This is a genomic window from Pacificimonas aurantium, assembly GCF_020092905.1.
Classification (GTDB): Bacteria; Pseudomonadota; Alphaproteobacteria; order Sphingomonadales; family Sphingomonadaceae; genus Pacificimonas; species Pacificimonas aurantium.
Genome location: NZ_JAGSGB010000002.1, coordinates 228,807 through 241,762, shown reverse-complemented (window position 1 = coordinate 241,762; position 12,956 = coordinate 228,807). Strand labels below are relative to the sequence as shown.

Below are 12,956 nucleotides of genomic sequence, written 5' to 3'. Positions count from 1 at the left end.
GGTCTTGCGGCTCATTCTGCGGCGGCCCTTAGGCCCTCCCACTCGCCCATGTCGGCGAGAGCCCTCGCGGCATATCCCGCCTTCCGCTCCTTCTTCTTGTGCGGATAGTCGAGTGGCGGGAACAGGCCGAAATTGACGTTCATGGGCTGGAAGGTCTCGGCCTCGGCGTCGCCGGTGATATGGGCGAGAAGAGCGCCATGGGCGGTCGTGCGCGGCGGAAGCCGAGGCGCATCGCCCATGGCTTCTTCCCCCGTGAAGCGCCCCGCCATCAGGCCGACGGCTGCGCTTTCGATATAGCCTTCGCATCCCGTGATCTGGCCGGCGAAGCGGATGTTCGGACGGAGCTTCAGGCGCAGGCTTTCATCGAGTAGCGACGGCGATCTGATGAAGGTGTTGCGGTGGAGGCCGCCGAGCCGTGCGAACTCTGCCTTTTCCAGCCCTGGGATGGTGCGGAAGATGCGCGTCTGCTCGCCATATTTGAGCTTGGTTTGAAAGCCGACGATGTTCCAGAGCGTGCCGAGTGCGTTGTCCTGGCGTAACTGCACGACGGCCCAGGCCCGCTTACCGGTCGCTGGATTGGTGAGTCCCACCGGTTTCATCGGCCCGAACCGCAACGTGTCGCGTCCGCGTTCGGCCATCACCTCGATCGGCATGCAGCCATCGAAATATGGGGTGTTCTCCTCCCACTCGCGGAAGACCGTCTTTTCGCCTTCGATCAGCGCGTCGATGAACGCCTCATATTGGTCGCGGTCCATCGGGCAGTTGATATAGTCCTTGCCGTCACCCTTGTCCCAGCGCGACTGGTACCAGGCGGTCTCCAGATCGATGCTCTCATGGTGGACGATGGGCGCGATGGCATCGAAAAAGGCGAGCTGGTCTTCGCCGGTCAGCGTGCAGATATTCTCGGCGAGCGGTGTGGCGGTCAGCGGGCCAGTCGCGAAAATCCAGCGCCCGTCGTCTTCTCCCGGAAGGCGCTCGATACGTTCGCGGCGAATCTCGACCAGCGGTTCTTCTTCGAGGGCCTGGGTGACCTTGCCGGAGAAGACGTCACGATCCACGGCAAGCGCAGAGCCGGCGGGCACGCGCGCCTCGTCTCCGGAGCGCATGATCAGGGATCCGAGGCGGCGCATTTCCTCGTGCAGCACCCCGACTGCGTTTGCCGTCGCATCATCGGAGCGGAAACTGTTCGAGCAGACCAACTCGGCGAGGGCGTCCGTATGGTGGGCATCGGTGCCATGGGGGCCACGCATTTCGTGCAGGATTACCGGTACCCCGGCGCGCGCGAGCTGCCAGGCGGCTTCGGACCCGGCGAGGCCGCCGCCGACGATGTGAACTGGGTCGAAACGTGTCATCAGCGCCACATAGGGTGTGGTCTGGCGGAAAAACAGGCGAGATACGGGGGTGGGGGTGGTTCCCGCGCGCGCACGCGCGTAAGGAGGTAGGTGACAGTTTTTTGATAGACGGTAACTGGGGGTCCCTTGGACGCTGACAGCACGGTTCCCGGTGGCGGACCGGACGAAATCCGCCCGATTTCCATCACGGAGGAGATGAAGACCTCCTACCTCGATTACGCCATGAGCGTGATCGTCAGCCGCGCGCTTCCCGACGTGCGCGACGGGCTGAAGCCGGTACACCGGCGCATCCTCTACGCCTGCCAGGAGGCGGGCTATGTCTCCGGCAGGCCGTACCGGAAATCGAGCCGCATCGTCGGCGACGTCATGGGTAAATATCACCCGCACGGCGACAGCGCGATCTACGACGCATTGGCGCGCATGACGCAGGACTGGTCGATGCGCGTGCCGTTGATCGACGGCCAGGGCAATTTCGGCTCCATGGACCCCGATGCGCCTGCCGCGATGCGCTATACGGAGGCGCGCCTGGCCCGCGTTGCCGATGAGCTGCTGACCGACTTCGACAAGGATACGGTCGATTTCGTCGACAATTACGACGGCTCCGAAAGCGAACCGTCGGTCCTTCCCGCGCGCTTTCCGAACCTGCTGGTCAATGGTGCGGGCGGCATCGCCGTCGGCATGGCGACCAACATCCCGCCGCACAATCTGGGCGAGGTCGTCGATGCGGCGCTGGCCTATATCGAGAATCCGGCGGTCACTGCCGAGGAGTTGATGCAGCATGTCCCGGCGCCGGATTTCCCGACTGGTGCTCTCGTCATGGGGCAGGGCGGTCTTCAGTCGGCCTACACGACCGGGCGCGGCTCGGTCATCATGCGGTCGCGCCATAGGGTCGAGGAAAAGGGCGACCGCAAGGCGCTCATCCTGACGCAGATTCCCTTCCAGGTCGGTAAGGCGGGGCTGGTCGAGAAAATCGCCGAGGCGGTGAAGGACAAGCGCATCGAGGGCGTGGCCGACATGCGCGACGAGTCCAACCGCGACGGCGTCCGCATCGTCATGGACCTGAAGCGCGATGCCACGGCAGAGGTCGTTCTGAACCAGGTTTTCCGCCACACGCCTGCCCAGACGAGTTTCGCATTCAACATGCTGGCGATCCGCGGCGGGCGCCCGGAACTCCTCAACCTTCGCGACATCATCGAGGCGTTCATCCGCTTCCGCGAAGAAGTCATTACGCGGCGCTCCAAGTTCGAACTCGGCAAGGCCCGCGACCGCGCCCATATCCTGCTTGGCCTTGTGGTTGCCGTCACCAATGTTGACGAAGTCGTCGCGATGATCCGCGGCGCGTCCTCGCCTGCGGAAGCACGTGAAAAACTTCTCGCAAAGCATTGGCCTATCGAGGAGATCGCCGATTACATCGCGCTCGTCGAAGGCGACGGCGTACGCGGTGCGGCCGTAGACGGCGAGACTTACCGCCTGTCCGAACGCCAAGTGAAAGCGATCCTCGACCTGCGGCTCAATCGGCTGACCCAGCTCGGCCGGGAGGAGATCGCCGGCGAGCTGAAGGAGATCAGCTACACCATCGAGGACCTGCTCGATATCCTCTCGAACCGGGCGCGCATGTTCGAAGTCATGCGCGAGGAGCTGCTTCAGGTCCGCGAACGCTATGCCACCGACCGCAAGACCGAACTGATCCCCTATCTCGACGACATCGACGACGAGGACCTAATCGAGCGCGAGGATATGGTCGTAACCGTGACGCTGTCGGGGTACATCAAGCGTGTCCCCCTCGGCGTTTACCGCGCCCAGCGGCGCGGCGGGAAAGGCCGCTCGGGCCTCAACATGAAGGACGAGGATGTCGTCACGCAGCTTTTCGTTGCCTCGACACATACACCGGTCCTGTTCTTTTCCTCGCTCGGGCAGGTCTATCGTCTGAAAGTCTGGAAGCTTCCCGAGGGATCGCCCCAGTCACGCGGCCGCGCCATGGCGAATTTGCTGCCGTTGGAGGAGGGCGAGACCATCTCCACGGTGCTGCCGCTGCCCGAGGATGAGGAGGAGTGGAGCGACCTGAACGTCGTCTTCGCCACCCGCAACGGCAGCGCGCGCCGTAACTCGATGGATGCGTTCACGAATATCCCCACACGGGGCAAGATCGCCATGCGCTTCGAGGAGGGGGCCGACGACCGTCTGATCGGTGTGGCCCTTTGCACCGACGAGGACGATGTCTTCCTCGCCAGTCGCCAGGGCAAGGCGATCCGCTTTGCCTCGACCGACATTCGCGAGTTCCAGTCGCGCACGTCGACGGGGGTCAGGGCAATGAAGCTGGCGAAGGGCGACGAGGTCATGTCGCTTTCGGTCCTGCGCAGTTTCGATGTCTCTCCGGAAGAGCGCGACGCCTATTTCCGCGGCGAACTCAACGCCGAACGGCAGGAGGCTTATGAGGAAAGTGAGGAGTTCATCCTTACCGTCAGCGCGAACGGCTTCGGAAAGCGGACGTCGTCACACCATTATCGCCGTACCGGCCGCGGCGGACAGGGCGTTACGAACCTTGACGTCACCGACAAGACCGGACCCGTCGTTGCCAGCTTCCCGGTCGAGGAGGGGGCGGGGCTGATGCTGGTAACGGATCTTGGCAAGATGATCCGCACCCGGACCGAGAATGTGCGCGTCACGAGCCGGGCAACGCAGGGCGTGACACTCTTCAAGGTGGCGAAAAGCGAGAGTGTCGTATCGGCCGCAAAAATCCTCGAAGACGATGACGAAGAGGAAGAGGGCGAGGATCAGGTCGAGGGGGCCAACACCATCGAAGCGCCTACCGATGTGGTTGCTCAGGAACTTCCCGACGGTGGCGACGCCGAGGCCGAGGCCGAGGATCCGACGGACGAAGACTAGGGACGGCGAGGGCCGGCGAGCACTGGAGGAGGCTCCGGTTAGCCCGCCAGGCTTCCTTTGCCGCTTTCGCGTTCGACGGTCGCCTCTTCCAGCATGATCCCGCGGCGGCGACCTGCGGGGTTCGGCGGGCTCTCTCCCGCCGGCCACCCCTCGCGTTGCGCCGTGCGGTCGCCGTCGACATCTTCGGTCTGGTCGTGGAACAGCATGACCTGGGTTGGGAAGGGCAGGTCGATAGAGTTGTCCTTGGCCGCCCGATAGATCGCCGCTAGCACCCGAGCGCGGGTATGAACCACGTCGGTTCGCGTCGAGGAGACCCACCAGCGCGCCCGCAGATTGACCGTGCTTTCCGCCAGTTCCCATGGGAAGCATTCGGGAAGGGGGTCGTGCTGGACCCCCGGCACGTCGCGAATGGCCTGGCGGAAAACCTCCGCGGCCAGCATCGGATCGTCGCCATAACCGATCCCGACGTCATATTGGTCCCGCCGGCTGGCATAGGCAGTCAGCACGATGACCGCCTTCGTGTAGACATCGGCGTTGGGAATGACGACGCGGCGATTGTCATAGGTCCGGATCATCGTCGCCCGGCTTTCGATATGTTCGACCGTCCCCTCATAGCCGTCGACCACGATCTGATCGCCCACGGTATAGGGCCTTCGGACGAGGATCAGCAGGCCGGCAAGCAGGTTCTGGAGCACATCCTTGAACGCGAAGCCAATCGCGATCGAGCCGATCCCGAGCGTGGCGAGCACGTCCGCGGGCTGCACGCTGGGGAAGATGATCGCGGCGGCGACGAGAATGGCGGCGATCATGAACGCGCCCTGGGTCAGCGACCCGGCAACATTGCCTAGATCCGGTCGACCCCGGCGGGTCGCGATGAAGGCTATGAAGCGCCTGACGAGCTTTCCCAGAAGCCAGGCAATCAGAAGAAAAACCAGGCCAGCTATAATGTTGGGAAGGGACGTGAAGAAATCGCGCGAAATCGCAACAAGCTTGTCGTTGACGAGTTCGGCAGGCTGCAACACCGCCCGCTCCACCGCCGCATCGGTGAGTGCCCCGCTACTGTCCTGCACGCTGCCATGCTCCCTTGCGTCCGGTGCATCCTTTGCGGCGCCAAACCGTTATTGAAAAGGTTAAAGCAGGGTTCAGCCGCCGCGCATTAAGGTCGCGTAACACTTGACGGGGACGATGCACGGAAACAATCCGGCGCCCGCAGAGAACAAATGACAATCCGAACTGGGAGCCCGAACGATCATGAAATCCATTTCGCATATTGCCCTAGGAGCCGCTCTAGTCTTCGGCCTTGGCGCCGTCGCGCCGGTCGCGCTTCAGCCCGCGGCAGCGCAGGAGGCAGAGCAGGCCTATGAGCTCGACCTGTCCCGTGACGGTCGGCGCGCCCTCGGCGAAGTCAACGAGCTCTACAATGCCGGTGACTTTCCGGGCGCACTTGCGCGCATTCGCGAATTCGAGGCGTCCACGGATGCGCCCGACGAAGTCTATGTCGCCAACCAGCTGAAGCTGAACGCGGCGATCCAGACCGAAAATGACGCGCTTGTCGATGAGGCGCTGATCGGCATGCTCGACTCCGGCAGTCCGGCCTTGACGGCCGAGCAGGAGGCTCAGTTCCTGAACCGCCTCGGCGGCCAGGCCATCAACAATGACGATACGGCGGCGGCGCTGGGCTATTTTCAGCGCCTGATCGAGGCGCAGCCGAACAATGCCACCGCCCAGTATAATGTCGGCGTTTTGAATTCCCGGCTCGAGAATCATCGCGAGGCCTATGACGCCTATTCGCGGGCTATCGAGTTGGCGGAAGCCGACGGAAGCACTGCTGAGGAAGGCTGGTATCGCAACCGGTTCAATAAGGCCGTCGTGGAAGGCTATGACTTGGTCAAACCGGGTACGGCTTACCTGCAGGCCTATCCGTCGGGCGAGACGTGGCGTCACGTTCTGCTCGCATTCCGCGATGCCACGGATACGCGCAGTGACGACCAGAATCTCGATGTCTTCCGTCTGCTCGACGATGTGGACGCGCTTTCGGAAGAAGGCGACTTTTACGAATATGCCGATACGGCGCAGCGCCGCTTCTACTTTGTGGAAGCCGAGAATGCTCTCAACGAGGGCATCGAAGCGGGCGCGCTGGATACATCGCGGCCCTACGTCAGCGAGCTCAAGACACTGATCGAGAGTAAGATTGGCGACGAACGCAGCGAGATCGACTCGCTCGCTGCCGATGCGGAGAGCGCCGCCGACGGCGTTGACGCGGCGAGTACCGCGACGGCCTATCTGGGCGCGGGCAACAATGAGGAGGCCGTGCGCCTCTATCGTCTTGCCCTCGACAAGGGCGGCGTCGATGTGAAGGACACCAACCTCCGCCTCGGCATCGCGCTGACCCGTATGGGCGATTATGCGGCCGCGCGCGAAGCCTTCAACGCGGCTGATGGTACGGATGCCACGACGCTTGCCGACTTCTGGCTTGCCTATGTGGATAGCTTGGACGGCTAAGCCCACCGGCAGATGTTTCGGAGAAAGGCCGGGCCCTTTGGGGGGCTCGGCCTTTTTCATGCGGCTGTGCCAGACGCTTGACCGAACGCGGCGGCTAGGCGACTAGCGTGCGGAGGGGGGTAGATCCATGAATTCGATAGTCTTTCTGGGCGCGGCTGCGCTCATGCTGGCGACCGCTTGCAGCGCCGAGTCTGCCGCTCGTGATCCTGCACCGCGCGCAGCTTCCGGACATGTTTTGGGCGTGCCGGTGGACCTGCCCGCCGATCGCCTCTCGCGGCACGTCGCCTATCTCAGTCACGATGGACTCGGGGGTCGGGAACCGGGAACTCCCGGCGACGAAGCGGCCAGAGCCTATATCGCAGACGAGTTCTCGCATGCTGGACTAACCGAACTCTACGAGACGGGCTGGCAGCAGGCGTTCAAGTCGGAAACCGGGGACGGACCGGTTAGGACCGCCAATGTGGCCGGCCTGGTCCCGGGCCGGGAGTTGCCGGACGAATATATCGTAATCCTCGCGCACCATGACGGGCAGGGACTCTGCGCTCCGAAGGCGCGGGAAGACCGCATCTGCAACGGCGCCGTCGACAATGCATCGGGCGTCGCGCTCCTGATCGAACTGGCCCGTTACTTCGCAAAGGATCCCGCGCCTCGCTCGTTGATCTTCCTGGCGACGGGGGCGGAGGAAAGCGGCCTGACCGGAGCGCGTCATTTCGGAAAGAGCCCGCCGGTGCCCCTGCCGCAGATCGTCGCTGCCTTCGGGCTCGATACGGTTGCTGCGCGAGGCCGGGCGCCGGCCGTCGCCGTGCTGGGGGAGGGCCTGACCAACCTTGACGCTCTGGTTGTCGAGAGCGCGGCCCGCCAGGGAAGAACGGTGGACACCCCCGCAGAGGCGGCCGGCTTCTACCGCCGCTCCGATCATTTTGCTTTCGCCGAAGCCGGTATTCCCGCCCTGATCGTCACCGGCGTCCTGTCGCCCGGAGAGGATACGTTCCTGAAGGGAGACTACGGCCGCAATCGCTACCACCAGCCGAAGGACGAGGCAGACGGCACGATAGACTATTCCGGCGCCCAAGCCGACGGCGCCTTGCTGGCGGACCTGATCCGCGCACTTGGGCCGTCAGCGCCTCGCCCCGCATGGACGGAGAAGGCGCCATATGGGCGGGACATGTCGAAATAGGCTTAGCCCCTAGCGAGACCGGCAGGGCGGTCATATAAGGCGGCGCTCCCCGAATCCGCTGAGGAGCTTCGCGTTCGCCATGTCCGATATCCGTACCGCGCTAACATTTGACGATGTGCTGCTGGTTCCACAGGCGTCGGAAGTCATGCCGTCCGAAGTCGACCTGACGTCCCAGTTGACCAAGGAAATTCAGCTTACCGTCCCGATTCTTTCGGCGGCGATGGACACGGTTACCGAGGCCGACATGGCGATCGTCCTTGCGCAAATCGGCGGCATGGGCGTGCTGCACCGGAATATGACGGTCGAAGAGCAGGCGGCCATGGTTCGCCAGGTAAAGCGCTTCGAATCGGGCATGGTCGTGAACCCGTTGACCATGCGCGCGGACCAGACTCTCGGCGATGCTCTCGAACTCATGCGCCGTTACAAGATCGGCGGCATTCCCGTTACCGAGCGCGGGGGTTCGGAGCGGCCGGGCAAGCTGATCGGTATTCTAACCAATCGCGATGTGCGGTTCGCCGAAAATATGGACCAGCCCGTCAGCGAACTGATGACCAGGGACGATCTGGCGGTCGTGCCGCCCGGCGTCGGCCGGGAAGAGGCGCGCCGACTGCTGCATCAGCGCCGCATCGAGAAGCTTCTGGTCGTGAATGACGACTATGAGCTTCTCGGCCTGATCACGGTCAAGGATATCGAAAAGGCGGTCACCTACCCGAACGCTACGAAGGATGCCGGCGGGCGCCTGCGCGTGGCGGCGGCGACGACCGTCGGAGATGCCGGCTTCGAACGAACCGAGGCCCTGATCGATGCGGAATGCGACGTGATCGTGGTCGATACCGCGCATGGCCATTCCAGCCGCGTCGGCGAAGCGGTCTCGCGTATCAAGAAGCTGTCGAACACCGTTCAGATCATTGCCGGCAACGTCGCCACTGCCGACGCGGCACAGTCGCTGATCGACGCCGGGGCCGATTGTATCAAGGTCGGTATCGGCCCGGGGTCCATCTGCACCACACGCGTCGTGGCAGGTGTCGGGGTTCCCCAGTTTACTGCCGTTGCCGATGCGGCGGCCCAGGCGGCGAAGTCGGGTGTTCCGGTGATTGCCGATGGCGGCATCCGGACGTCCGGTGACATGGCGAAGGCCATTGCAGCGGGCGCCCAGGCGGCGATGATCGGGTCGCTTCTGGCGGGGACGGAGGAGGCGCCGGGCGAGACATTCCTTTACCAGGGGCGCAGCTACAAGGCGTATCGCGGCATGGGCTCCGTCGGCGCGATGGCGCGCGGGTCCGCCGATCGCTATTTCCAGCAGGACATCAAGGACCATATGAAGCTGGTCCCTGAGGGGATTGAGGGACAGGTTCCCTACAAGGGCCGCGCAGCCGATGTCCTTCACCAGCTCGCGGGCGGCCTCAAGGCGGCAATGGGCTACACCGGGTCGCGCACCATTCCAAACCTCCAGAAGCGGGCGACGTTCGTCCAGATTACGGGTGCCGGGCTGCAGGAAAGCCATGTTCACGATGTCAGCATCACCCGTGAGGCGCCGAACTATCCGTCTCGCTGACCCCGTATGAGGCCTGAGGGACGAACCCAAGCAGCGATCGAGATTCTCGATCTCGTCATAGAGGCCGCCCGCGACCAGGGCCCCTCCGCCGACGTCATTATCGCCGACTATTTCAGGGCGCGCCGCTACGCGGGCTCGAAAGACCGCCGCGCGGTTCGCGAGATCGTCTATGACTGCATTCGCGTGCTCGGTGAAAGGCCGGCAAGCGGGCGCGCCGCCATCCTCGGCGCTCGCCCCGATCTCACCGATCATTTTACCGGCGTCGGCGTCGCGCCTGCCACGCTCTCGCCAGAGGACGAACCGGCGGCTCCCGGACTCGCGCCTGCGTGGATCGTCGAACGACTTGGTGATGCGGCCGACCCGTCCCTATTGTCCCGCGCGCCCATCGACCTACGCGTCAATGCCCTGAAGGCGTGCCGCGAAGAATTGATGGGCCTGGGGACGCCGATCCACGACCTTCCCTACGGCCTGACGGGAGCGCCCGAGGACATCGCTCAGAGGGCCGAATATCGCGGTGGGCTGGTCGAAATCCAGGATTCCGGGAGCCAGCGGATCACGCAGATGGCGGCGGCGCGGCCGGGTATGACCGTGATCGACCTGTGCGCAGGGGCGGGCGGGAAGACGCTCGCACTTGCCGCCGACATGCGCAACGAAGGGCTTCTGATTGCCAGCGATAGCGACCGGCGCCGACTGGGGAATGTCGTCCCCAGAGCGGAACGGGCGGGAGCGTCCATCATCGAGACGCGGCTTCTCGATCCAGGCGAGGAAACAGGCGCGCTGGCCGACCTGACGGGACGCGCGGACCTCGTACTCGTCGACGCGCCCTGTTCGGGGACGGGGACCTGGCGGCGCAATCCGGAAGCGCGGTGGCGCCTGACACCCGATCGGCTGTCTCGGCTGGTAAGTCTGCAGGAACGCCTTCTTGCGGTTGCTGCGAGCCTCGTACGCCCCGGAGGCGCCTTGGTTTATGCGGTCTGTTCGCTCTTGCCGGAGGAGGGCGAGGCGCAGCTTCGCCGCTTCTCGGAAAACGGCTTTCTGCTGGCGGAGAAAAAGACCCTTCACCCGCGTACAGATGGATGTGACGGGTTCTTCATCGCCCGTTTCGAAAAGGCTTGCTAAGGACGGTCCCATGGGAGTTTTCGATATGAATAAACTGATCCTGGCGGGCGGCGCTGCCGTCATCCTCGGGGGCCTGTCCAGCGTTGCCTTCTGTGCGCCGACCGAACCCGAAATCGCCCCTCGTTCGGTAAGCTTTGCTTCGCAGGGTGAAGACCTTCTTGGTGCGAACCAGCCGGAGGAGGCGATCCTGCAGTTCGAGACCGCGCTTGCCGTCGATCCGAAGAATGTGAACGCCTATCTGGGCCTCGCACGCGCGCACAAGTCGCTCGGACTTCCGGGCAGGGCGGTGAAATTCTACCGTGAAGGCCTGACCATCGACCCAACCAACCTGACTGCACTCGAGGAACAGGGCGATGCCCTCGTTGAACGTGGAGCGATCGAGCGCGCCGAGGAGAATCTCGCCCGCATTCGCGAGATTTGCGAGGGCGAGTGCGATGCGGCGTCCCGTCTTGCGCGAAAGATCGAATCCGGGCCTCCTGCAGAAATGGCCGAAGCTGCGCCGGACGAGCGTCCGGCGACCAACTAGCGGTCGATTTCGCGGGCGACCGCGACGAATTCGGCAACCTCGAGCGTTTCCGGTCTCCGCTCCGGCTTGATCCCGCATGCGGCAACCGCATCGAGCGCTCCGGACAGGCCTTTGAGGCTTGCCCGCAGCATCTTGCGTCTTTGGCCGAAAGCGGCGGCCGTCAGGCGCGAGAGGGTAGCCGGGTTAACGCCCTCGGGCATGGCCCCGGGCACGATATGAACCACAGCCGAGTCGACTTTCGGCGGCGGCACGAACGCGGCGGCCGGCAGTCGTAGCGCGATCCGGGGCAGGGTCCGCCACTGCGCAAGGACCGAAAGGCGGCCATAGGCCGAGGTGCCTGGCTCGGCGACGATGCGCTGCGCCACTTCCTTCTGGAACATCAGAGTCAGGCTCGACCACCATGGCTGCCAGTCCGCCTCCAGCCAGCGGGTCAGCAGCAAAGTGCCGATATTGTAGGGCAGGTTCGCGACGACATGGGCCCCGCTTGCGACCTCTGCCTCGCGAACCTCGAGGGCATCGCCTGCAATCAGGGTGAGCCGGCCCTCCGGGGCCGCGTCGGCCAGCTCTTCGAGTGCGGGAAGGCAGCGGTCGTCCCGCTCCACCGCCACGACCGCGGCACCCTCTGCGAGCAACGCGCGGGTCAGTCCCCCCGGGCCGGGCCCGACTTCATAAGCAAGCTGCCCGTCGATGGCGCCGGGAATACGGGCGATCTTCTGCAGCAGATTTGGATCGAGCAGGAAATTCTGCCCAAGCGATTTTTTCGCAGACAGTCCATGAGCGGCAATGGTTTCGCGGAGGGGCGGAAGCCCCAGATGCAGGCTCACTCCGCATCCCGGTCGTACAGCTTGCGCTGCTGGGCGCAGTGGTCGGCCAGCGCGATGGCGGCGGCCATGGCATCGGGCCGCGCCGCGCCGGTACCCGCTATGTCGAAAGCGGTGCCGTGATCCGGGCTGGTTCGCACGATGGGAAGTCCCAGGGTAAGGTTCACGCCTTCGTCGAAATGCAGTGTCTTCACCGGGATCAAGGCCTGGTCGTGATACATGCAGACCACGGCGTCATACTTGGCCCGGGCCCGGGGGTGGAACAGCGTGTCGGCCGGCCAGGGTCCGCTGATATCATAGGGCTCGCCCGTCAGCTGTTCCAGCGCGGGAGCGATGATGCGGACTTCCTCATCACCCATCAACTGGTTCTCTCCGGCATGGGGATTGAGGCCGGAGACCGCGATGCGCGGATGCGTGATCCCGAAATTGCGCACCAGTCCCCTTGCGGTAGCGCGAATGCGCGCAGCGACGAGGTCAGCCGTAAGCAGTTCTGGCACCCGCGCGATGCCGACGTGCATCGTTACCGGCACACAGCGCAGCTCGGGGCCGGCCAACATCATGGCGATATTGCTTGTGGCGACGCCGCAGCGTTCGGCGACGAATTCGGTCTGGCCGGGATGATCAAAGCCGATGGCATGCAGCTGCGACTTGGAAATGGGCGCGGTGACGAGTGCGCCCGCCGCCCCCGACTTTACGAGCCCGGTGGCGAACTCGAGCGAATCGAGGGCGCAGCGCGCACCCTCCAGACTGGGCTCGCCAAAGCGGATTTCCTCGTCATGTTCGACTTCGATCAGGGGCAGCGCATCGTCGAAAACACGCGGGGCATCGCTCGGCGTCTCGATCGAGACGACCGGGCCCTTCCAAGCCGTCGTCAGGGCACGCCTGCTGCCGACGGCGAAGAAGCAGGGCAGGGCGCGCGCTTCGGCCTCGGCATAGGCCTTCGCCGTAACTTCCGCGCCGACGCCCGCCGGGTCGCCAAGGGCTACGGCGAGCGGCGCGATCATGACGATCGAAACGG

The 12,956-nt window shown here is 64.3% G+C and carries 10 protein-coding genes; 6 read left to right on the top strand and 4 right to left on the bottom strand.

The annotated features are described in order from the left end of the window. Positions 1-11: 11 nt before the first annotated feature. Positions 12-1,352, bottom strand: a complete 1,341-nt coding sequence (trmFO, locus tag KCN53_RS07960) for a methylenetetrahydrofolate--tRNA-(uracil(54)-C(5))-methyltransferase (FADH(2)-oxidizing) TrmFO (RefSeq protein ID WP_088713470.1) — start codon at positions 1,350-1,352, stop codon at positions 12-14. 126 nt (positions 1,353-1,478) lie between these two features. On the opposite strand from trmFO, the gene gyrA reads away from it, so the two are divergent. Beyond that, on the top strand, positions 1,479-4,238 hold the full coding sequence (gene gyrA / locus KCN53_RS07955; protein ID WP_088712852.1) for a DNA gyrase subunit A: 2,760 nt from the start codon (positions 1,479-1,481) through the stop codon (positions 4,236-4,238). 38 nt (positions 4,239-4,276) lie between these two features. Here the strand turns inward: gyrA and KCN53_RS07950 are convergent, their stop codons facing one another. Continuing rightward, entirely contained in the window at positions 4,277-5,308 is a 1,032-nt protein-coding gene (locus KCN53_RS07950) for a mechanosensitive ion channel family protein (protein WP_207790612.1), read from the bottom strand. Positions 5,309-5,489: 181 nt separating this feature from the next. Between KCN53_RS07950 and KCN53_RS07945 the strand changes: the two genes are divergently transcribed. The 5 genes from KCN53_RS07945 (at position 5,490) to KCN53_RS07925 (ending at position 11,117) form a co-directional block, all read left to right on the top strand. Next, positions 5,490-6,740, top strand: a complete 1,251-nt coding sequence (locus KCN53_RS07945) for a tetratricopeptide repeat protein (RefSeq protein ID WP_088712853.1) — start codon at positions 5,490-5,492, stop codon at positions 6,738-6,740. A gap of 127 nt (positions 6,741-6,867) precedes the next feature. After that, positions 6,868-7,917 (top strand): M28 family peptidase, encoded by a 1,050-nt coding sequence (locus KCN53_RS07940; protein ID WP_088712854.1) that lies wholly within the window; start codon positions 6,868-6,870, stop codon positions 7,915-7,917. 79 nt (positions 7,918-7,996) lie between these two features. Continuing rightward, entirely contained in the window at positions 7,997-9,472 is a 1,476-nt protein-coding gene (guaB, locus tag KCN53_RS07935; protein WP_088712855.1) for an IMP dehydrogenase, read from the top strand. 6 nt (positions 9,473-9,478) lie between these two features. Continuing rightward, positions 9,479-10,591 carry an RsmB/NOP family class I SAM-dependent RNA methyltransferase gene (locus tag KCN53_RS07930; RefSeq protein WP_088712856.1) on the top strand — a complete coding sequence of 371 codons (1,113 nt, stop codon included), beginning with the start codon at positions 9,479-9,481 and terminating at the stop codon, positions 10,589-10,591. Positions 10,592-10,616: 25 nt separating this feature from the next. Then, the gene (locus KCN53_RS07925; RefSeq protein WP_172406251.1) at positions 10,617-11,117 is read left to right on the top strand and encodes a tetratricopeptide repeat protein; all 501 of its coding nucleotides are present in this window, start codon (positions 10,617-10,619) and stop codon (positions 11,115-11,117) included. Here KCN53_RS07925 and rsmA read toward each other — a convergent pair. Both rsmA and pdxA read right to left on the bottom strand, forming a co-directional pair. Beyond that, positions 11,114-11,941, bottom strand: coding sequence for a 16S rRNA (adenine(1518)-N(6)/adenine(1519)-N(6))-dimethyltransferase RsmA (gene rsmA / locus KCN53_RS07920; RefSeq protein WP_088712857.1), 828 nt, complete (start codon positions 11,939-11,941; stop codon positions 11,114-11,116). The two genes, KCN53_RS07925 and rsmA, sit on opposite strands and share 4 nt — an antisense overlap. Beyond that, a complete protein-coding gene (gene pdxA / locus KCN53_RS07915; RefSeq protein ID WP_088712858.1) occupies positions 11,938-12,942 on the bottom strand; it encodes a 4-hydroxythreonine-4-phosphate dehydrogenase PdxA in 1,005 nt (334 codons plus the stop codon). The genes rsmA and pdxA overlap by 4 nt, the downstream gene beginning before the upstream one ends. Positions 12,943-12,956: the final 14 nt, after the last annotated feature.